Source organism: Kribbella sp. NPDC056861 (assembly GCF_040687575.1).
Classification (GTDB): Bacteria; Actinomycetota; Actinomycetes; order Propionibacteriales; family Kribbellaceae; genus Kribbella.
On the sequence record NZ_JBFBNQ010000009.1, the window covers coordinates 86,589 to 106,162 of the forward strand.

General features: G+C 65.0%; 22 protein-coding genes and 1 tRNA gene. 9 read left to right on the forward strand and 14 right to left on the reverse strand.

Annotated features, from left to right (window positions below; all coding sequences use genetic code 11):
- Positions 1-18: 18 nt before the first annotated feature.
- Positions 19-1,068, reverse strand: a complete 1,050-nt coding sequence (locus AB0P21_RS37215; RefSeq protein WP_363703449.1) for a saccharopine dehydrogenase — start codon at positions 1,066-1,068, stop codon at positions 19-21.
- 79 nt (positions 1,069-1,147) lie between these two features.
- On the opposite strand from AB0P21_RS37215, the gene AB0P21_RS37220 reads away from it, so the two are divergent.
- The 3 genes from AB0P21_RS37220 (at position 1,148) to AB0P21_RS37230 (ending at position 4,100) form a co-directional block, all read left to right on the forward strand.
- Complete coding sequence (locus AB0P21_RS37220; RefSeq protein WP_363703451.1) at positions 1,148-1,717, forward strand: TetR/AcrR family transcriptional regulator; 570 nt, start codon at positions 1,148-1,150, stop codon at positions 1,715-1,717.
- 217 nt (positions 1,718-1,934) lie between these two features.
- On the forward strand, positions 1,935-3,095 hold the full coding sequence (locus AB0P21_RS37225) for a hypothetical protein (protein ID WP_363703453.1): 1,161 nt from the start codon (positions 1,935-1,937) through the stop codon (positions 3,093-3,095).
- A 24-nt stretch (positions 3,096-3,119) separates the two neighbouring features.
- Entirely contained in the window at positions 3,120-4,100 is a 981-nt protein-coding gene (locus AB0P21_RS37230) for an ABC transporter substrate-binding protein (protein WP_363703455.1), read from the forward strand.
- Between the two features lie 3 nt (positions 4,101-4,103).
- Here AB0P21_RS37230 and AB0P21_RS37235 read toward each other — a convergent pair whose 3' ends face one another.
- The 6 genes from AB0P21_RS37235 to AB0P21_RS37260 all read right to left on the reverse strand — a co-directional run bounded on the left by AB0P21_RS37235 (position 4,104) and on the right by AB0P21_RS37260 (position 9,291).
- Positions 4,104-4,970 carry an alpha/beta hydrolase gene (locus AB0P21_RS37235; protein ID WP_363703457.1) on the reverse strand — a complete coding sequence of 289 codons (867 nt, stop codon included), beginning with the start codon at positions 4,968-4,970 and terminating at the stop codon, positions 4,104-4,106.
- Complete coding sequence (locus AB0P21_RS37240) at positions 4,967-6,319, reverse strand: amidase (RefSeq protein ID WP_363703459.1); 1,353 nt, start codon at positions 6,317-6,319, stop codon at positions 4,967-4,969. The genes AB0P21_RS37235 and AB0P21_RS37240 overlap by 4 nt, the downstream gene beginning before the upstream one ends.
- The gene (locus AB0P21_RS37245; protein WP_363703461.1) at positions 6,316-6,891 is read right to left on the reverse strand and encodes a TetR/AcrR family transcriptional regulator; all 576 of its coding nucleotides are present in this window, start codon (positions 6,889-6,891) and stop codon (positions 6,316-6,318) included. Before AB0P21_RS37245 ends, AB0P21_RS37240 begins: the two co-directional genes overlap by 4 nt.
- Before the next feature lie 67 nt (positions 6,892-6,958).
- On the reverse strand, positions 6,959-7,780 hold the full coding sequence (locus tag AB0P21_RS37250; protein WP_363703463.1) for a MarR family transcriptional regulator: 822 nt from the start codon (positions 7,778-7,780) through the stop codon (positions 6,959-6,961).
- Positions 7,781-7,876: 96 nt separating this feature from the next.
- Positions 7,877-8,542 (reverse strand): hypothetical protein, encoded by a 666-nt coding sequence (locus AB0P21_RS37255; RefSeq protein ID WP_363703465.1) that lies wholly within the window; start codon positions 8,540-8,542, stop codon positions 7,877-7,879.
- A 206-nt stretch (positions 8,543-8,748) separates the two neighbouring features.
- Entirely contained in the window at positions 8,749-9,291 is a 543-nt protein-coding gene (locus AB0P21_RS37260; RefSeq protein ID WP_363703467.1) for a hypothetical protein, read from the reverse strand.
- Between the two features lie 759 nt (positions 9,292-10,050).
- Here AB0P21_RS37260 and AB0P21_RS37265 point away from each other — a divergent pair.
- Complete coding sequence (locus AB0P21_RS37265) at positions 10,051-12,360, forward strand: hypothetical protein (protein WP_363703469.1); 2,310 nt, start codon at positions 10,051-10,053, stop codon at positions 12,358-12,360.
- 242 nt (positions 12,361-12,602) lie between these two features.
- On the opposite strand, the gene AB0P21_RS37270 is transcribed toward AB0P21_RS37265, so the two are convergent.
- From AB0P21_RS37270 to AB0P21_RS37285, 4 genes are all read right to left on the reverse strand, one after another.
- Entirely contained in the window at positions 12,603-13,025 is a 423-nt protein-coding gene (locus AB0P21_RS37270; RefSeq protein ID WP_363703473.1) for a hypothetical protein, read from the reverse strand.
- Complete coding sequence (locus AB0P21_RS37275) at positions 13,022-13,291, reverse strand: UTRA domain-containing protein (protein WP_363703475.1); 270 nt, start codon at positions 13,289-13,291, stop codon at positions 13,022-13,024. The genes AB0P21_RS37270 and AB0P21_RS37275 overlap by 4 nt, the downstream gene beginning before the upstream one ends.
- Positions 13,192-13,716: a GntR family transcriptional regulator gene (locus AB0P21_RS37280; protein WP_363703477.1), complete on the reverse strand. Its 525-nt coding sequence runs from the start codon at positions 13,714-13,716 to the stop codon at positions 13,192-13,194. The genes AB0P21_RS37275 and AB0P21_RS37280 overlap by 100 nt, the downstream gene beginning before the upstream one ends.
- A 271-nt stretch (positions 13,717-13,987) precedes the next feature.
- A tRNA-Lys gene (locus AB0P21_RS37285) sits at positions 13,988-14,060 on the reverse strand.
- Positions 14,061-14,276: 216 nt separating this feature from the next.
- On the opposite strand from AB0P21_RS37285, the gene AB0P21_RS37290 reads away from it, so the two are divergent.
- From AB0P21_RS37290 to AB0P21_RS37305, 4 genes are all read left to right on the forward strand, one after another.
- Positions 14,277-14,699: a DoxX family protein gene (locus AB0P21_RS37290; protein ID WP_363703479.1), complete on the forward strand. Its 423-nt coding sequence runs from the start codon at positions 14,277-14,279 to the stop codon at positions 14,697-14,699.
- A gap of 50 nt (positions 14,700-14,749) precedes the next feature.
- Positions 14,750-15,259: a sigma-70 family RNA polymerase sigma factor gene (locus tag AB0P21_RS37295; protein ID WP_363703481.1), complete on the forward strand. Its 510-nt coding sequence runs from the start codon at positions 14,750-14,752 to the stop codon at positions 15,257-15,259.
- A complete protein-coding gene (locus tag AB0P21_RS37300) occupies positions 15,256-15,918 on the forward strand; it encodes a zf-HC2 domain-containing protein (RefSeq protein WP_363703483.1) in 663 nt (220 codons plus the stop codon). Before AB0P21_RS37295 ends, AB0P21_RS37300 begins: the two co-directional genes overlap by 4 nt.
- Before the next feature lie 216 nt (positions 15,919-16,134).
- Positions 16,135-16,890 carry a GAF and ANTAR domain-containing protein gene (locus AB0P21_RS37305; protein WP_363703485.1) on the forward strand — a complete coding sequence of 252 codons (756 nt, stop codon included), beginning with the start codon at positions 16,135-16,137 and terminating at the stop codon, positions 16,888-16,890.
- A gap of 182 nt (positions 16,891-17,072) precedes the next feature.
- Here the strand turns inward: AB0P21_RS37305 and AB0P21_RS37310 are convergent, their stop codons facing one another.
- Positions 17,073-17,315, reverse strand: a complete 243-nt coding sequence (locus AB0P21_RS37310) for a hypothetical protein (RefSeq protein WP_363703487.1) — start codon at positions 17,313-17,315, stop codon at positions 17,073-17,075.
- A gap of 112 nt (positions 17,316-17,427) precedes the next feature.
- Between AB0P21_RS37310 and AB0P21_RS37315 the strand changes: the two genes are divergently transcribed.
- A complete protein-coding gene (locus AB0P21_RS37315; protein WP_363703489.1) occupies positions 17,428-17,823 on the forward strand; it encodes a RidA family protein in 396 nt (131 codons plus the stop codon).
- Here AB0P21_RS37315 and AB0P21_RS37320 read toward each other — a convergent pair.
- Together AB0P21_RS37320 and AB0P21_RS37325 are read right to left on the reverse strand one after the other, a co-directional pair.
- Positions 17,820-18,692, reverse strand: a complete 873-nt coding sequence (locus AB0P21_RS37320) for a serine hydrolase (RefSeq protein ID WP_363703491.1) — start codon at positions 18,690-18,692, stop codon at positions 17,820-17,822. The genes AB0P21_RS37315 and AB0P21_RS37320 overlap by 4 nt on opposite strands.
- Entirely contained in the window at positions 18,689-19,561 is an 873-nt protein-coding gene (locus AB0P21_RS37325) for a LysR family transcriptional regulator (protein ID WP_363703493.1), read from the reverse strand. Before AB0P21_RS37325 ends, AB0P21_RS37320 begins: the two co-directional genes overlap by 4 nt.
- Positions 19,562-19,574: the final 13 nt, after the last annotated feature.

Here is a 19,574-nt window from a genome sequence, read left to right on the forward strand (position 1 = left end):
CAGTCGTAGCACAAAGCCTCAGCTGCGGACGGCTGCCTCGGCGAAGTCGGCGCCGGACTCGAGCAGTCGCTCGACCGCGTAGCCGGGGTCGATCAGGGACTCGGGGGTGTGGATGCCTGGCGGTACCGGGGTAGATCTCTGGGCCGTCGGGGACCCGTACGACGGGGTGTCGCGGAGACCGAGCAGGCGCTCGACGCCGAGTGCGATGCCGACTGCGGTGAGCGGGCGCTGGCCGGCTTGGTGGGTGAGTGAGTGGGTGGTGTGGAGGGGATCGCCGGTTTGGTTGAGGCCTTGGAGGTCGATCTGGATCTCGGCGGCCGCATGATCACCTTGGTTGACAGCGAAGTCGAGCTGGACGTTGAGGGCGCCCGTCGCGAACGCGAGGCTGGGGATGTCCACCCCGGGCGCGATCTGCCCCGGCAAGGTGCTTCCGTCGAGCCGCCGGACCTCCGTCGCGGTGTCGGCCAACCAGGTGAAGACGCCGTCGCGGCGTACGAGTCCTGATGAGGTGATCGTTGCCCAGCGCTCCAGATCTGCCAGTGCTGCAGGGCCGCCGATGTCCTGCTCGTCCAGTACTGCGGTGATGTGGATGCTGTCGACGCGGCTGAACTCGCTGGCTGAGTGCAGTGCCGCGAGGACTACGGACCCGGCGAAGAAGTGGCTGGCGAGCAGGACCGGCGACGCGGTCGGGCGCTGGGCGACCGCGATGACCTCCGGCGCGATCTCCGCCGGGCCGCTGGAGATGCCGAAGTACGGCAGGCCGTGGTCCTGGGCGTAGCGCAGGCCGTTGTAGCGCTCGTCTCGCAGCAGGGCGACCACGGCTGAGTAGTCGGCCTCGGCCGTGGCTGACGCGCCGCCGGCCTGGTCCGCGGTCGGCAGACCCAGATCGGTGCGCTGGAGATCGACGGTGACGGCTGTCGCGTTGCCCAGTTCGTCGGCGACCTCTTGGGCACGAGCGAGGTTGCGACCGGCGATCGTGATGGGTAGGTCCGGGTGCCACTTCCGCAGCAATGCGCTGGTGTCGGAGCCTGCCTGGCCGGAGCCGCCGAGGATCAGTACGGGTTTCATCTGACGCTCTTCCTCTCGTAGCTACATTTTGTAACCTACACTTTGTAGCCTAGGCTGGGAGGCAGTTTCAAGGAGGACAATGATCCGGTTGTCGAAGGACGCCCGACGCGAGCAATTGCTCGAAGCTGCCCTCGGCGTACTGCGTGAGCGCGGCGCCGACGGTCTGACCTTGGTGTCGCTCGCGGAGGCCGCCGGGGTCAGCAGGCCGATCGTCTACGACCACTTCGGGACGCGGGCCGGCTTGCTGCTGGCGCTGTATCGGCAACTCGACGAGCATCACCGGGCCGCGCTCGCGACGGCGTTGGAGGCCGCCGAGCCGACGGTCGAGGTGACCGCTCGGGTGATGAGTACGGCGTACTTCGCCTGTGTCACCGATATCCCCGAGGCCGGCGCGCTGTCGGCCGCGCTCAAGGGGAATCCGGAGACGGAGGCTGCGCAGAACGCGCTCGACGCGGAGTACACGGCGATGATAGCGCGGGCGCTGGCGCCGTACTCGTCGTTGTCGTTGGCAACTCTCGAGCTGCGGTGCATCGGGCTGCTCGGGGCGGCCGAGGCGTTGGCCAGCGAACTGACCCGCGGCCGGACGACCGTCGCTGCCGCGAGCGATGCGCTGGCCGGGTTGATCGTCGGGGATCTCACCAGGCGCTAGTTGCGTCGGCCAGCAGCAGGGCTAGCCGGGGCGGCTGGTGGCGGGGCTAGCCGGGTTCGTTGACCGGATCGTGCGGGGTCGGCTAGCGTCAGGGGCAGCGTGGTTGGGGCCGCGTCGAGACTCGCCGGAAGGCTGGAAGCCACCCCGCTGCTACCTCATTGGCCAGGGCATCGTGCTCCTTGTGGCCCGTGCGAGTCCGGGCGCGAGAGGACGCGTTGTGAGATTCCTGCCTGACAAGCCGAGCCTGGGGTTCCTGCGCCAAGAGGCCAAGGACCTGCTGGCCGCGCTCCGCGAATCCAGTCCCACCGCATCGCTGGCCGATGCGCAGCGAGCGCTGGCGACGGAGTACGGGATGCGCGACTGGGCCGAGCTGAAGTCCGAGGCCGAGCGGCGGGCGGCCGCAGTACCGATTGCTCCGGTCGGTCTCGCCGAAGAGTTGGCCGCGGCCTTTGGTCTTGGGGATGTTGTTGCTCCGGCATCGCCGGTTTCGTTCACGCCGATGGGTCGCTGCTGGTCGCTGGTGACCGACCGCGGCCGCTGGCTGGCCGTCACGGTCTATGCCTGGATCACCACTGAGCAAGCCGAGGTCGGCGCCCGACTGTGCGACGCCGCGGTCGCCGTCGGTGTCGCCGCTCCAACCCCGGTGCGCACGCCTGATGGTCGCCTGATCACGTCGGTCCAGGGCCAGCACTGGCGGGTCCACGAGTGGATCGAGGTCGGCCCGGCGCCGGTCATCCCGACCCCGACAATGGTTGCCAAAGGCATCGGTACGGCGTACGGGAAACTGCATGCGCTGGCCATCCCGAGCCGGACGCCGCTCAACTGGTATCTGACCAGCCGCAAATCCGATGCCGACTGGTCCGAACTCCTCGGCCGAGCGCGAGCCGCTGGCAAACCGTGGGCCGACCAACTGGCGGAATCCCTCCCCGACCTGGCCGACCTGCGCCGGATCGAAATCGACGTCGACCCCGCCGACCTGATCCTCTGCAACAGCAACCTGATCCCCGAACACGTCCGCCTCGGCCGCGCCGGCGAACTCGTCATCACCGAATGGGACTTCGCCGGCTCCCTCACCCCCGCGCTGGAAGTCGGCTTCGCCCTCTGCCAGTGGACCCTCCGCCCAACCCTCAACCCCAAGGCGGTCTCGGCCTTTCGCGCGGGTTACCTCGAAGCCGCCGACTGGCCAAAACTCGACCTTTCATCCTTCGCGGTCGCCGTCAGTGGCTGGCTCAACTGGATGTACAACACCATCTGCGAAGCCATCGACCCGTCCGACGCGGACCAGGCCGACGTGACCGAACGTGGCACCCTCGACCTGCTCAGTTACCCGATCACCCGAGCCTCGTTGGAGGACCTGCTCGCGGCTACTCAGATCTAGTTAGGTATTGCTAACCTAACTCGCATGGCTTCTCTGTTTCGGCGCTCGACCGCCGTGTTCGCCGCGCTCGTTCTGGCTGTTGCCGGCTGCAGCAACAGCCAGAACGACGCCGGAGACGGTGCCACCGCGCCCGCGGGTTGGCCGGTCAGTATCGAGCACAAGTTCGGAACGACGGCCATCACCAAGAAGCCCGAGCGGATCGTCACGGCGGGCTGGAACGACCAGGACTTCGTACTGGCGCTCGGCGAGGTGCCGATCAGCACGCGGGAGTGGTTCGAGGAGTATCCGAACTACCCGTGGGTGAAGGCGGCGGTCGGCGACAAGCAGATCCGTACCTTCTCCGCCGAGCTCGACTTCGAGGCGATCGCGCAGGAGAAGCCGGACCTGATCCTGGCGATCTACGAGACGATCGACCAAGCGACGTACGGCAAACTGACCGCGATCGCGCCGACGGTGGTGCAGTCGAAGCAGTACGCCGACGAGCAGACCCCGTGGGACGTCCAGACGCTCACCACCGGCAAGGCGCTCGGCAAGCAGGCCGAGGCGCAAACCCTGGTGGACCAGGTGAACGCGAAGCTGGAGGAGGCGAAGAAGGCGCATCCGGAGTTCGCCGGCAAGGTGCTGGTGGAGGACTTCGGTCCGGAGAACGGTCAGCATTACTTGCTGGCGGCAAAGGATCCCCGCCGGGCGCTCTTCGACGCGCTGGGATTCGCCGCCCAGCAGGAGAAAGAGGAGATCAGTGACGAGCGGCTCGACCTGCTCGACCGCGATGTCCTGTTCATCAACGGCGCGACCAAGGCAACCATGCTGAAGCGCCCGGTCTTCGGCCAGCTGAAGGTCGTCAAGACGGACCGCACGCTATACACGACCTTCAAGACACCGCTGTCCGGATCCCTCGCCTACAGCGGCCCACAGGCGCTGCTCTACGCGCTGGACCTGCTGGTGCCGCAACTGGCCAATGCCTTGGACAACGACCCGGCCACACCAGTCGCCGACTTGTCCTGACGCTTAATTGCTTTGGGCGACTACTTTGAGGATTGCGTCGCGGACGGCGGCGGGTTGTTCCTGCGGGATGAGGTGCCCGGCGTTCTCGACGACGATGCAGGTGCCATTGGGTACGGCGTCCATCAGGTCGGTGGCGGTCTGGTTGAAGATCGGGCGCAGCATGGTCATGCCACGGTCGACCCGGCCGGCTTGCAGGCACACGGTCGGGACGTCCGGCGTACCGGTTGCCTGGAGTCGTCGCATCGTCTCGAGCGCGGGACCGAGCTGCGCGGCCTCGCGAGCGCCCGCCCGCATCGCCTGGGCACACGCGTAGTCGCGCAGCAGGATGGCGACGTCGGTCTCGCTGATCTCGGGGGAGAACGGGTGCTGGACGGTCGCTCGCCGAATCAGGTTCTTGCCACCTAACTGTCCAACCAGCGCCAGGAGCTGAAAGGCGCGCTTCATCTTCGCCGGCTTTTCAGGCATCACCTCGGCGAGCGACGCGTCGACGAACACCAACCCGGCAACGCGGTCCGGGTGCCGGTCGGCGAACTCGCGGATGATCGGACCACCCCAGCTGTGGCCCACGAGCACCACCGGCCCGGTCTCGTTGAGGGCATCAAGCAACGACGTGAGGTCGTCGGCCAGGCGTTCGAGGGTCCTGTCGTGGCGATCGACATCGCTGCCGCCGTACCCGGCGCGGTCGTAGGAGAGTGTGCGTGCGTGCGCGCTGATCTCGCGCTGGGTATGGATCCACGAAGCGGCTGGCGCACTCATGCCGGCCTCGAAGACGACCAGCGGCCCAGGCCCCGCGCCGGCCACGATGGTCCGGAGCTTGCGCCCGTCAGGCAGTACGGCGTACTGCTCGGTCAGGCCCTCGCCGGGATTCACGGCGTCTCGAGCTGTGCGGCGAGAGCGATCAGCTCGGCATCGTGACGGGGTCGACCGACCAGCTGGATGCTGTGCGGCAGACCGTCGGGGTCCAGGTGTGAAGGCAACGAGATGGCCGGCTGACCGGTCAGATTCGCCCACGGGGTGTGGCAGGACCAGGCGAGCATCAGATCGGATTCACCTTCGGTGCCGTTGGCAAAGAAATGCCCGATCGGAACCGGCGGACCGTTGGTGGTGGGCGTCAGGGCGACGTCGTACTCGTCCAAGGTCGCGAGGAAAGTGCTTGCGTAGCGGGCAAGAACCGCCTGCGAGGTCATCACATCATTGGCTGACAAGGTGCTCTCGAGAAGATGACGTGTGTACGGCTTGAGCAGATGCCTGCGCTCCGCCGGAACCAACGCCGGTACTGCGAATCCGACGGCCGCCGCGAACCACGTCTTGACCGCCTGTTGGGTGGGATCGTCAAGCCTGGCAGGGATCGCGATCTCCTGCACGTGATGTCCGAGCTCACGCAGCAGATCCGCAGTACGGCGTACCGCGGCCAGGCCCTCGGGATGCTGGTCGACGTCGTCGAGTCCGGTGTCGGTCCACATCGCGACCTTCAAGGCCCGCGTACTGCGAGGCTTGTCGGCCGGCAGCCGCCAGCCGTAGAGATCGCCGGCCCAGGGCTGCGCCATCACCTCGAGGAGCAGCGCCGCATCCGCCACCGTCCTGGCGATCGGCCCTTCCGTCCCCGCACTGAAGAACGACACCGCCGGCGCCGCACTCACCAGCCCACGACTCGGTTTGATCCCGACCAGATGGCAAGCCGCTGCCGGCGTACGGATCGAGCCGGCCGAGTCGCTGCCATGAGCCAGCGGAAGCAGCCCAGCCGAGACCGCCGTCGCCGCGCCACCACTCGAGCCGCTTGAGTAGCGAGTCGTGTCGTACGGCGTAACGGCCGCTCGCCCGTCGTGCTCGGTGTAGCAAGTCGCGCCCAGCTCCGACGTACTCGTCTTGCCGACGATGACCGCTCCAGCCTGCCTCAGCAGTCCGACAGTCCGGGTGTCCTCGGTGGGCACGAAGTCCTGCAGCGCGGCCGACCCGTACGTCGTCCGCAGCCCGGCCGTCGCGTACAGATCCTTGATCCCGAGCGGCAGCCCCGCCAGCGGCCCGCTGACCAGCCGGTCGTCCACCCGGCCGGCCTGCTCGAGAGCAGCCTCCGGATCAACCGTCGTGAACGCGCCCAGCTCACCATCGAGTCGCTCGATGCGCTCCAGGTAATGCGCGGTCAGCTCCCGCGAGCTGATGGCTTTGTTGTGCAGGGCATCCAACTGCTCTGTTGCGCTCAACTCGTGGAGCTCGGTCACGCCGTCACGGCCGTCCCCGTGAGAAGCCGGTACGCCGATCGCGTGACCACCTCAAGATCGTCCGCCGACAACGGCCGCCCACCGAACACCCTGCGGTGCATCAACGGCCCTTCCAGCAAGTCACCCACTAACGGCAACTCGGGAACCTGACCGATCTCCCCGCGCTGCACGGCCCGCGCGATCGCATTCACCACCGGCTGATCCCGCTGCGCGACGATCTGTTTGAAGGCAGCATTGGCCTCTTCGTCGTGCCGCAAGTCAGCCAGCAACCCGACCAGCCCGTCGTTCCAGGGAGAATTCCACGCTTTGGCGAGATCCTGGACGAAGGCCCTGAGATCGTTCAGCAACGACCCGGTATCCACATCCGGCACCGGCGGCAAGTACTCCGCCAGCACATCGACCACCAGCCGCGCTTTGCTCGGCCACCGGCGGTACACATCAGTCCGATGGGCCCCCGCCTTGACCGCCACCTGTGCCATCGCCAGGGCGTCGTACCCGTCGGTCGTCAGCAGCTCCCACCCGGCCGCCACCAATCGCTTCTCCAGCCCAGAATCCCGAGGCCGACCAGCCACGTGTACACCCGCTTTCGCTACATGTTGTAGCGAAAGCTACCTCGCGGGGTTTCGTTGCGCAAGGTTCCTAGAACGGCCGGTCGGCGTTGATCTTCTCCAGGACCGGCCCGAGGTCGGTGAGCAGCTCGTCGATCTCGTGCTGCTCGAGACAGCTGTACGCCGGCGCCGCCAACCTGTCGGTCAGCTCCTCGATCTCGTCCCGGAGCTTCTTGCCGGCCGGCGTGAACTGATCATCGGCGTCGACCAGCCCACGCTCCCGAAGCCCAGCGACGACCGCCTCCAACTGCTCGTCACTCAACGGATCGAGCCGCCCGAACTCCCGCGGCTTCATCCCCAGGTAGAGCGCCAACAGCACATGCGCCTGCTGCCCATCGATCCCCGCCGCGACCAGCGCGATGTTGTGCCCGTCACCCCGGTGCTCGCGCAGCAAGGTCGCCGCATGCCAGAGCTGCGCCAGCGGCTCCGCAGGCACCGGCAACGACTTGAGCCCGGCGTACAGGCCCCGACCCTCCGCCGGTGCGTTGTACGCAGCCCGCGTGGCAAGCTCAGCCGCCCGCGCGATCACCGGACTGTCGGCCAGCTCACCCAGAATCCGCCGCAGCGCCTTGACGCACCCCCGCTCCCGCGCCGCAAGCACCTCCTCCGGACTTGCCACCTCCCAGACGCTCGGGATGCAAGCGGCAGCCTCACCCGGAGTGAAGTTGTAGAACAACGCATCCACAACCTCAGCCGGCACCTTCCCCAACGGCGCCGACCGCGACGCGAAGTACAGCGGCCAGTACCCCTCGTACCCCAGTGCCTGCAGCTCGTCGTTCGGCTCATCAGCCATGTAGACAACCTCATGAATTGGAACAAACAGTTCCTTCAGCTGCCGCGCCACGTTGCTCATCGTCATCTCCTAGCTACCGGACCGGCCCGTCACCGGTCTTACACCCTCTCTACGAACCGCCTTGGCGCATTCCGACATCTCTGGTGAACATCTTCTTCAGTCATTGCGGTGGTCGGAGTAGACGCAGGTGGCAGTCCCGAACCCCAGTACCCGCCCGGTGTACGGCGAACTCACCGTCGCCCAGACCGTCTGCGACTGGTAGTAGTAATCAGTAGCCGGATCCGAGAACCCAACCTGACTGAACGCCCCGTTGACCGGCGAGACGCCCTTCGTCGCCCAGGTAAACCGCTGCATGGTGAAAACCGGGTCAATGGCCGACGCCTGCGACGTAGTACTGCGCTCGTACTTGATCTGCAATCCCATCGGCTGCGGCTCGTTGAACTGCGCGCCCTCCACCCGAGCCGTGATCGTCTGCGTCTCGTGATCACACGTCAACGTCACATTGGTCCGCCGGTCGTAGTTACAGGTAGCAGTCCGACTGGTCAGGATGTTGCCCGCAGCGTCCTTCACCGTGGCAGCGACCTTCTCCGTGTAGAAGAGATTGGCACTGATCGGAAAACTGCGGCTATAGCCGCTAACCGTCAGATCCCCAGCCGCACTCGACTTACCAGCAACCGTGGTGACGGACCCCATCGCCGGGATCTTGGCCGATGCGGCGGCCGTCGCGTAGTACCCGAACTCAACCTTGAACTCGACCTTCACCGCGGTGTTGGCCGGTACGCCGTACGACCCGGTCACGCCGGTGGCGATCTTGTTGGTCACGGAATCACAAGTGATCCAGGCGTGAAACGAGGTCACGGCTGCAGCGGCCGGACTTATGAGTAACGCACCGACCAGCCCGACTACGGCAGCCAGCAACACAGACACACGGATGCGCTTCAAGTTTCCTCCCCAGGACCGGACTCACTCGACGCTCCGACCGTTCCAGACGCCTTCGAGAACAACCAGGCACACCAACCGAATTGCAACTACCTGCAACGCCCCCGACCCAGGTGCTCAGCCTCATATTCTCGATGAACCCAGAGAAGATTGTCCGGCGTGATTTCGAGCCGGTACTCCGGATCTTCGTCCCGCAAGCCCGCGACAGTCCGCTGAACAAGACTCTCGATGCTGGGCAGATGCACACCTCCTGGACCGTCCGTGTAAACGATCTGCACAGGCGCCGACCCGTCCGGCGACACGCTCAGCAGAGAGCCGTCAATCCCGATCGCAAACGGGATGAGTGGCGCGGTGTTGTACAGGTCGGTCAGCAACAGCACCTGGTGGTAGTACCTAATCGCGGATTCGATCGGCAACGGATACCAAGCGCCGACGAAGCAGAAGGCTTTGCTGCCGCCGGCATGATCAGTGCCCTCATGACCCGAGTACAGCTCAACCAGCGGCTGCGGCAAGCTGCCCACGGTTTCTGCCCATGCCTGGAGCGACTCCTCGCTCGCCGGCGGGCGAAGAGTCGCGGCAATCCGGGGCGGCAGGAGGCGCTCGATCTCACGCCACGATTCGTCGATGGACATCGAAGCCAAGGTAGTGCGCGGCAGCCGTCGTCGTTGAGGGGGTTGGCGGACGATCCTGCACGTCGACGGCCGTCGAGTTGACCACGGTCGCATCGGTCGACACCGCCCTCGAGCTAGGCGAGGTCGATCATCTGGTGTGCGCGCGCAACTTGTGTCCTGTCGGGATCGCGCGCACGGCCCTCCGGGTGACGTGGCAGCAGGTGCGCCGAATACAACCGCGAGCCGCGGTGGAGGAGAGGCGAACCGGGGTGGGTGAGAGTGCCGACGGAGGAGGCATGTGGGGGCGAGGCGCTGATGGGCGCCGTCGGCTTTGCCCGTGGACAGGCCCGTGATCGACACAGGTCGCCTTCACGGCGGCGGGACGAGCGACGACGGGGCGAGACAGCCGGGGTGGGGAGCAGTCGACGAAGGAGCCGGCGTGGGCGTGCGCAGTACAGAGTGGGCCCAGTTGGACTTGAACCGACAACCGGCAGATTCGCCCCGGATGCTCGACAGATGTGCCCGTTAGTTCCCGACCGTCCCTCTGACCTGCATGTATACCCGATCGGGATTGCGGATTGCCCCTGACAGATCCCATCGCTTCCCGTCCAAAATCACGGGGTATCCCATGGGACTCCCTCCGTGTCGTAGTGGCGGCATGATTGCTCAGGGGGTTCGGATAGGAGAGTCTGGCGTAAGCGTTGGAAGCGTCTGCTAGGTCGACCGCCCAGGAGGCGTGGTCTGGCGTGCCAAGAGTTGAAGTCGGCGAGAACGCGCGTGGTGGGTGCCAACGCGGATGTTGAGAGATCGGGGTGGCTTGTGGGGACCGAGGCAATTTCGCAGGAGTTAGTGCAGATTGCACTTGACCGAGCGGAGGGTTTTCCATTCGAAAGATTTGCCAACTCTTTCTATGGCTCACTAATTGGAGCAACCTTTGTCCCGGTCGGTGGCATTAAGGATGGCGGCGCTGATGCTCGCGATGGCGCTATTTTTGCGGATAAGGTGAGGCCCGAAGTCTACTATCAAGCATCAGTTGAGTCGGATGCTGAAAATAAGATCCGTCGCACAGTCAACCGGCTTAGAGAATTCGGGAGGGCGCCTAAATCCCTCACCTATTTAACTTCAAGAACTGTTAAGCATTCGGATCGTGTGGAACGTGATCTCACGGACGAACTCGACGTCACGATACTTATTCGTGATGGCAACTATATAACAGTACATCTGAATGCCAGCTCGGCGACGCAGGCTGCGTTCGATGACCACCTACGTCACTATACAGACTATTTGCGTCAAATCGGAGCTTCTCGACTGCTATCGCCTTCGCGACATGTCGCGTCTCCGGCGGTGTATGTATTTCTCGCCCAAGAAATGGAGCATCGTGCCGGGGATGAGTCATTAGTCAATGCGATGACTGATGCGCTCGCGCTCTGGGCTTTGGAGGGTACTGACCCCGATAAAGGTATTTTGCGATCCGCGGAAGAAGTAATGAATCGCATTGACGCCGAACTGCCTGGCGTCCACACCTTGATTAAGCCGCGGCTCTATCGACGCTTGAAAGTGATGTCGAAGAAGGACTATAGGGATGGGCGTGCTGTTCGATGGCATAAGACGGAAGATTCATTTGCTTTGCCCTTCGAGACGCGTCGCCACATAGCCGACGAAAATAGCGCGGATGAAGCATTGCGACTGAATGTCTTAGCGGGTTTTCATGAGCGTTTGCAGTCTATTGCGCCTCGTGTAGATGGCTTGGGTGAAGTGGGGATCCGTAGGGCGGGTGAGATCGCCTTGCGCGCTCTGGGGATGGCCTTCGAGCGAGAGGGCCTTGAATTTTCCTCGTTTTTGGAAGATGAAGGCGAGCACGAGTATCCAACCATTACTGAATGCCTTCGGAATGCATTGACTGAGGAAGGCGTAACGGGGCAGTTTGGTCAGAGAGTGGGCGATGGTGCATTTCAGATCCTTCGTGGTGTCCTGTACAAGTCCAGCGAGACCGAACGGGAGTACCTGAAGAAACTATCGCGTACATATGCCCTACTGTTTACATTGAAGACTGAACCGAAGCTCCTTGAGTTTTTTCAGGATATGACCGCTGATTTCCGCTTGTATGTTGGATCGGATCAGATTATCCGCGCTTTGAGCGAACATTATCTTGCAAAGCCGGATCAGACGACAAGAAACACATTGCTCTTGGCGGTGCGTGCAGGCGCGAAATTGATTCTCACGGGACCCGCGCTCGAAGAGGTAATCAGTCACTTTCGGGCGGCTGACTATGAGCATCAGAACCATATTCGCGCGGTTGAAGACTATCTGACTTATGATTTCGCTAGCCAAGCACCACATATCATGCTGCGAGCCTACCTCTATGCAAGGCTGAATAAAGACCTCGGAAGGCGAAGGCCAGTCGACTGGACGGCATTCGTCAGGCAGTTCTGCGACCCCAAGAACTTGCATAAACCTCATGGCGAGGAAGAGTTAAGACGGTACCTTCAGATTCTGTTTGGCTTTGATTTTGAGTCGAAGAGCGATCTTGAGTCACTTGTCAATCCGGCGGAAGTCGAGGCGCTTACGGAAAAATTGTCCGAAGTGAAGAAGGATGCAAGGTTAGCGAGGAACGACGCTCTAGTTGCATTAGCGGTATATGGACGTCGCAATCGGCACCGCGAAGCGGCGAAGTCTAGCGAATTCGGCTGGGCAACATGGTGGCTTACAAGCGAAACAAAGATCCTGCACTATACCCGAGACTTTGTTCGCGCAAATAATGGTCGCTACGCTATGAGGCCGGAATTTTTGTTGAACTTTTTAACTCTGGCCCCGAGTGCCACTGAAGCGCGTCAAACGTTTGCGACAATCTTCCCGAGTCTGCTTGGAATCCAGCTCGGCCGTCGAATGAATAGGGAGGCTTTTGATAAGATCATGGACCGCGTAGCGGAGGCGTCACAGCTGGATGACGCGCGCAAGACCGTCGAAATTAGCAAGTGCGCAGATATCTTGAAAGGCGACTACCGTCGTCAGTATGTCGACCGTCTACCGGACTCGGGTAGGGCACAAATCGATCTTGAGGCTGAGCGTCTCTTGGGGACTGCGGAGTAGATGGCTCGAAGCTAATCGGATCGGGGTGCGAGCCCCGGCATAGCTACCTCTAGGGGCGTTCAGGTGGTGATGCTACCTGTTGAAGTCGACGGAGCCGGCGGGGAACAGTTCGCCACCAAGAGTGTGGTCGATCAGTTTCGAATCTCTATTGACGGCTAGGCGGACTTTGGCTGGTCTTTCGAAGAGGGCGCCGGACATGCGGGTGGGGTGAGTGCGTGTGGCGAGGTACTGGAAGCCGCGATTTAGGTAGTACTTGTGTAGGCCGGCGTTGTCCCGCCAGCAGTCGAGGCGTAGCTAGAGGCGTCGGCCAACTCAGTGCGGCAGCCGGACCAATCCAGGAGGACATCGCCCAGGCCGGAGCCGCAGTGGTCTGAGCGGATGATGAATTTGTAGAGGTAGAGGGCGGGTGCCTTCAGTTCCTCAGGGGTCCAGAAGTCTGGGTCGCCTTTGTCGAGGGAGAGGCTGCCGATGATCTCGCCGTCGTCGGTTGAGACTGTGAAGGTGCTGCCGGCGCCGATCCATCCTTCGATGACGCGGGCGCCGTACGCGCTCTTGGTCCATTGTTCGATTCCGGCCGCCTTGAGCCACTCTTTGGCATGGCGCCGGAGGGCTAGAACGGCCTCGACGTCGACCTCTACGGCCGCGCGTACGTGGTACGTGGTCACTGGGGATCTCCGTTGGTCGGGAGGCGCCGTTCGGGTACGGGTAGGTCGTAGGTGATGACCTGGCGGTCACCGGCCCAGACGTGGATCAGGACGCGGACACGGCGGCCGGTCTCATCGATTCCGATTCGGGCGTGCTGGCCTGCCGCGGTGCCCGGTGGCAGGTACATCAACTCCGCCTCTTCGGCGGTGGGTATGCGGACTTCGATGTTGTCGATGAAGCGGACCTGGCGGAAGCCGAGGGCGTGATAGATGCCGCCGGGGAGCACTGGTGTCTTCGGGGCTCATCAGGGGCGCCCTGCCGTCGATGAGCTTGTAAGCGATGTCGGGTGGCGTCCACGTGTCCGATCATCGCGACCCGTTCTGGGATGCCTTCCTCGGGGCGGCTGGCGTGCCGGCCTTCTCCAGCGCGAGGAACTCCGCGACCTAAGATGGCGTGGGCAGCTCGCTCACGTTGACGACGACCTGGCGGCCGGTCCAGTTCGCTGCCTCGACCCGGTAAGCCATTGGTCTTTGCCGGCGGTGGGTCGTTGGTGTAGGCGCCGAGCTCGAACTTGGACATGTCGAAGTCAAAGCGCATGCGCTGGCTGACCACTCGCCTGCGGCTTCCGCCGAGATCTTCGACCAATCCCTCATGTTCCAGGCGGCTGACTGCCGCGCGAACTGTGTTGCGAGAGACGCCGATCTGCTCCATTGATTGCTCTCAGATCGGCGGAGTAGCCGACCAGCTTGCTGTGCCACTCGGTAGCAAGCAACCCGCGCACGACCGCGAGTTGCGACGGAGGTGGCGTGTGGGAGACGAGTTGCTGTAGGCCCCGTCGAGCTCCGCCGTGGATAAGCAGGCGACGCGGCACACCTTGCCGTCACGGCGGCGGGACGAGCGACGTAGGAGCGAGGTAGCCGGGGGGTGGGGAGCACGGCGACGCAGGAGCCGCGCGCGGGCGTCCGCAGTACGAGATACGAAGTGGGCCCCGTCGGACTCGAACCGACAACCCGCGGATTAAAAGTCCGCTGCTCTGCCAATTGAGCTAGAGGCCCTGGGTGTTGGGGACAGTCTGGCAGGTCTGGGGGGTGGATCGCGAATGGGTAGACCAGCGAGTCCACTGGTTTCGGAGGGTAGTTAAAAGATCACGTGGCGTTGAACCGGATGGGGTGGTCGGTCGTTCTTCGGGGGTGAGGGCATCCCCGAGCGCGGCCTGACCAGCTGTGCGAAGGGGGTGCGTGGACCCGTCCGTTCACCGTGAGGAGCAAGTGATGAGTGTGCTGGAGCGCTGGCAGGATCAGGTACTGGCGGTTTTCAGGATTGTGATCGGGTTTTTGTTCGCCACCCATGGGGCGGCGGCGATCTTCGGGATCTTGGGCACCAAGCAGGTGGAGGCACTGGTCTGGCCGGGGTGGTGGGCTTCGGCGATCCAGTTCGTCGGTGGGGCGTTCGTGATGCTGGGGCTCGGCACCCGGTACGCCGCGCTGCTGTGTTCGGGGTCGATGGCCTACGCCTACTTCAGCGTGCATCAGGCCGGCGCGCTGTTGCCGGTGCAGAACGGTGGGGAGAAGGCGGCGTTGTTCGCGTTCGCGTTCCTGCTGATCGCGTTCCTCGGGTCGGGGGCCTGGGCGGTGGAGCGGCTGCCGGTGTTCAAGCAGCAGGAGGCGCGGCAGCTGGCAGCTGCGACTGAGTGACCCCGGCGGAGCCGGAAGATGAGCACCTCGACGACAGGACAGGAGTGCCGGTGGCCGACGATCGTGCGGCACTGCTGCGGGAGCTGCACGACGTGCACGCGCCCTCGTTGTGGCGGTTCGTCGTCCGGCTGACCGGGGACGACCGGTTCGCCGAGGACGTCGTTCAGGAGACCTTGCTGCGGGCGTGGCGGCGCCCGCAGATCCTGACCGAGGACGAGGCGGGGGCGCGCGCCTGGCTGTTCACGGTGGCGCGCAATCTCGTCATCGACGACCGGCGCAGCGCCCGGGTCACCCGTGAGGTGGCCAGTGACGAGTTGCCGGAGAGACCGAGCGCCGACCACGCGAACGCCGTACTGGATGCGTGGCTGGTGTCGGACTCGCTGGCGCAGTTGTCGGACGACCATCGGCAGGTGATCGTGCGCGCGTACTACGGACGCCGCACGGTCACCGACATCGCCAAGGAGCTCGACATCCCCGCCGGCACGGTCAAGTCACGGCTGCACTATGGGTTGCGGGCGCTGAAGCTCGCGCTGCAGGAGAGGGGGGTGACGAAGGAATGAGCGACCCGTACCGGGAGTGGGACGCGGCGTACCTGCTCGGGGCTTTGTCGGCGAGGGATCGGCGGGCCTACGAGGAGCACCTGCACACCTGCCCGGAGTGTTCGGCGGAGGTGGCGTCGCTGGCCGGCGTACCGGGGACTCTGGCGGTACTGCCGGACGACCGGGCGCTGGCCACGATCACCGCCCCGCCGCCGAACCTGTTGCCGGGCCTGGTGCGCAGTGTGCAGCGGGACCGGCGCAGCAAGCGCTATCGGTTGGCTGCGGTGGTGGCTGCGACAGCCGCCACCGCGGCCGTGGCCGGTGTGGTCATCCAGGGCACCCTGAGCAGGGGGGAGCCGGACGGCGACACCGTGGTGCTCGCGCAGACCGTGGCGAGCAAGTTGACCGCCGACGCTCGACTGGTGGACGAGCCGTGGGGGACGACGATCGAGATCAGTTGCCGCTACGAGGAGCTGGCGACGCCGAGCGAACGGGCTCGCGGCTACGAGCTCTACGTCACCGACGAGACGGGCAAGGCGACGCTGCTCGCGACCTGGACAGCAGCCCCCGGTACGACGGTGAAACCGGCCACCACGACCAAGCTGCACCGCAACCAGATCAAGGGCCTGGACATCCGCGGCGCGGAGTCCGGCCGGGTGCTGCTGGCGATCAATTTCTGAAAGTTGCCATCAGCCCCTCCTCGGGTGATTGGCCACGGTACGAAAGGGCACTTGTCAACCAGGAGGGGCTGGTCGCTCGAGAGATTGGTCATTCCAGGCCCCGGCGTTCAGAGGCGTGCGCCGGGGCTGCCGTTTGTCCAGGACACCCACCACCGGTACTCCGATCCGCCTGGTGGTCCACCGGGTAGGATCCATCCAGGTTGGGAAGTCAGCCGGGTGGCGCAGCATGCCGCCCGCGACGACGGACCGACCCCGAGGACGACTCCCGGTGAAACTCCTCCTGCCTCACCCGGCAGCCGCGAGGTGAACGACGAGCTGGCCCAGCTGCTGGCTCGGATGGCACTCGACCTGCACGAGCAGCCCGATGCCGAGCAGACCGCGAGGCGGTTCCTCAGCTATGCGCAGGCCGCGATCGGTGTCGAGCACGCGAGCGTCGTACTGGTTCAACGGGCCGGCCGGCTGGAGCCGCACGCGGCCACCGCCCTGGCCGACGAGGCCGACCGCGCGCAGCTCAGGACCGGCGAAGGTCCGGCCCTTGATGCGATCAACGACCGATCGGCGGTTGTCAGCGCGGACCTCGGCTCCGACCCCCGCTGGCAGAGCTGGTCCGTGCCGGGGCTGCGCAGCGCGCTGAGCGTCCAACTCAGTACGCCGGCCGTGGTCGTCGGCGCCCTCACCCTGTACGCCGAGACGCCCGATCGCTTCACCGAGCGGGACGTCGTGATCGCCCAGGTGTACGCCGACCACGCCGCGGTGGCGATCGCCAACTCGCGGACCGAGTCGACCCTGTGGGAGGCGATCGAGGCTCGCAAGCTGATCGGCCAGGCGCAGGGAATCCTGATGGAACGGTTCAGCCTGACCGACGACCAGGCCTTCGCCGTACTGCGTCGCTACTCCCAGGACAGCAACATCAAGCTGCGCGACGTGGCCCAGCGGCTGATCGCCACCAGGAATCTTGGCGAAAACCTGTAACGCCGACCCGGTAACGAGCGATACACCGTGTGTAACGCCACTGAGGATCCTGCCCCAGGTCAACCGCCCGAAGGGCCTGGGGCGGGGTTCTCGTCTGTCGCATGAGGCGCCCCGACGTTGTCGTTACACACGAAAGCCCCCGGATGCTCCCGGGGGCTTCCTGTGTGTTCCTCCTCTGAGAGCTACTGCGTGCTCACCTCGGTCGGGCGGTCCGTCTCCGGCTCCGCGATCTGGCCCGCCGGCAGGCGGTCCGTGTGCTCCGTACCGTCGTCGTCCTCGTACTGCACCACGCCGATCCATCCCGTGTCCTCGTGCTCGCGGCCGATCAACCAGCCGCGCCGCCACTGGCCGTCCACCTGGACGATCACGTGGCTGGGCAACGAGAGACGGGACACCAGCTCGGTGTCGGGCTCGAACTCAGTCATGGCCGAAGGCTAGGCCGTTTCGCCGACAATTGCCCATTGGAGCGTGTTCCCTGTCACACCTCTGACACCGCCAAGCGGTAAAGATGGTGGTCCAGACCATGGGAAGAAGCTCTTGAGCCAGCTCAGTCATCTGAACCCCGAAGGCGTCGCGCCGGGGAACGGGTACAGCCATGTGGTGACCGGTCCGGGCCGGTGGGTGGCGATCGCCGGGCAGGTCGCATTTGATGCCGAAGGCAACCTTGTTGGCGAGAACGACCCGGCGGCGCAGGCCCGGCAGGTGTTCGCCAATCTGGAGCGTTGTCTGGCCGCGGCCGGCGCGACCTTCGCCGAGGTGGTGAAGCTCAACTTCTTCGTCACCGACATCGCGTTCCTGCCGGCCGTCCGGGTCGCGCGGGACGCGTACATCGACACGGCGAACCCGCCCGCCAGTACTGCGGTGCAGGTCGTCGCGTTGTTCCGCCCAGACGCGCTGATCGAGGTCGAGGCGTACGCCGTGGTCGCTGACTAACGCAACTGGTCGACGGCCAGGCGGGCTGCCTCGCCGATGGCCGCGTCGACGCGTGGCAGCCGTTGATCGCCCCTTGCTGCATGGGTGAACACGGCGACGGCGTAGGCGTCGCCGCCGGGCATCACGACCACGCCGGCCTCGTGCCGCAGCGCCCCGAACGTTCCGGTCTTTCCGGCGACGCGTACGCCGTCGTACGGGAAGCCGGAGGCGATTCGCTGGGAGAAGACCTGCTGCTGCATGACCTTCTGAACGAACGCGGTCTGCTCCGCCGAGAGCAGCTGGCCGGTCCATAGTGAAGCCAGTAGCGTCGTCATGTCTCTGGGAGTGCTGGCAGCCATCCCAGCGGCGTCGTAGACACCCACTGGGTCCGTCTGGTCGTTGTCAGCCAGTACTGCGAACGCTGCGTCGACATCGCTCGCCCCTGTACGCCGTCGCAGCTCGCTGAGGTTGCTGGCGGCCCCACGTCGTACCGACGTGTGGTGGAGGCCAAAGGACCGCAGTAGCTCGGACAGCCGGTCCTCTCCGACCTTGTTGAGTAGGGCATCCGCAGCAGCGTTGTCGGAGACGGTCATCATCATGACGGCCAAGTCGCGCAGGGACAGCGTTACCGGGTCGTGGAAGATCGACAGGCCAGTAGCGCCGGGGATGCGGTCTGCTGGTTGCAGTGTGAGCTGCTCTCGCGGGTCGAGGTGGTGAGTGTCCACTAGGTGGCAGTAGGCGGCCAGTAGCGGGAGCTTGTAGACAGAGGCGATCGGTACGACGACGTCCGGGTCCAGGTCGACTGTCTGGTCCGGGTGGTCCAGGGAGATCGCATGGAGCCAGCCGCGCGCACCTGCGTCGTCGAAGGCGGCACGGATGCGGGCGGTCACGGTGTCACCAGGGCGTTGGCTAGTTCTGCCATGACCTCGGCCGGGAGAGCGTGGGACTGCGGCCAGACCAGCCGTAGGCGAACAGGGAGCGGGTCGTCGATCAGGCGATGTCTGCCGACCCCTGCAGCTTGGAGGGAGTCGTCCGGCGTCACCAGGATCGCTTGGGCGGCAGCGACCATCGCTAGCGCCGCCCTGTCGTCGGTGACGACCACTGTTCCGCCACCGGGCCGGTGGAGGCCAACCGTGTCCAGGAACAGATCCCTCGCTGCAGGAGCCTCCGCACGCGGCCGTACTGCGATGGGCAGGCCGCCAAGCTTGCGGAGCGGCAGCGGCTGACCGTCGTCGGGGTGCAGCGATGTCGGCACCAGCGCCCAGCTCCTGAGCAGGGTGACCGGGCCTGCCTGCAGACCGTCCAGGACAGCTGGGTGGAGCACTACAGCCATCGCGAGGCGGCCAGAGGAGACCTGGTTGACCAACGAGCTAGTAGGCGCTGAGACGGCGGTGACTCGACTACCGCGGACGGCTGCTCCACACGCAGCGGCCACTGCCGCACCGACAGAGGCAGGCACCTCGGGCGCCAGTCCAAGCCGGATCTCCGGGCCATCGGGCACCTGTGCGACAGCGGCGTGGTGGAACTCGTCGATCGCACCCAGTGCCCGCCGGGCGTAGGGGAGCAACGCCACCCCGGCCGGCGTGAGCTCGACCTGACCAGGCCCGCGTTCGAACAGCTTGGCGCCAACCATCGCCTCCAGCCGCCGCAGCCCCTGCGAGAGCGGCGGCTGGGTGATCCCGACCACCCGCGCCGCGTCGCCGAAGTGCTGTTCCTCGGCCAGCGCGACAAAGATCTGCAGATAGCGCTCAGTCAGCATGACCCTGCTGACC

What these genes read in the sequence shown, in the direction of transcription:
- AB0P21_RS37215 (WP_363703449.1), bottom strand. Translation starts at nt 1,068, where the DNA reads ATGAAACCCGTACTGATCCTCGGCGGCTCCGGCCAGGCAGGCTCCGAC.
- AB0P21_RS37220 (WP_363703451.1), top strand. Translation starts at nt 1,148, where the DNA reads ATGATCCGGTTGTCGAAGGACGCCCGACGCGAGCAATTGCTCGAAGCT.
- AB0P21_RS37230 (WP_363703455.1), top strand. Translation starts at nt 3,120, where the DNA reads ATGGCTTCTCTGTTTCGGCGCTCGACCGCCGTGTTCGCCGCGCTCGTT.
- AB0P21_RS37250 (WP_363703463.1), bottom strand. Translation starts at nt 7,780, where the DNA reads ATGAGCAACGTGGCGCGGCAGCTGAAGGAACTGTTTGTTCCAATTCAT.
- AB0P21_RS37260 (WP_363703467.1), bottom strand. Translation starts at nt 9,291, where the DNA reads ATGTCCATCGACGAATCGTGGCGTGAGATCGAGCGCCTCCTGCCGCCC.
- AB0P21_RS37280 (WP_363703477.1), bottom strand. Translation starts at nt 13,716, where the DNA reads ATGGAGCAGATCGGCGTCTCTCGCAACACAGTTCGCGCGGCAGTCAGC.
- AB0P21_RS37290 (WP_363703479.1), top strand. Translation starts at nt 14,277, where the DNA reads ATGAGTGTGCTGGAGCGCTGGCAGGATCAGGTACTGGCGGTTTTCAGG.
- AB0P21_RS37300 (WP_363703483.1), top strand. Translation starts at nt 15,256, where the DNA reads ATGAGCGACCCGTACCGGGAGTGGGACGCGGCGTACCTGCTCGGGGCT.
- AB0P21_RS37310 (WP_363703487.1), bottom strand. Translation starts at nt 17,315, where the DNA reads ATGACTGAGTTCGAGCCCGACACCGAGCTGGTGTCCCGTCTCTCGTTG.
- AB0P21_RS37325 (WP_363703493.1), bottom strand. Translation starts at nt 19,561, where the DNA reads ATGCTGACTGAGCGCTATCTGCAGATCTTTGTCGCGCTGGCCGAGGAA.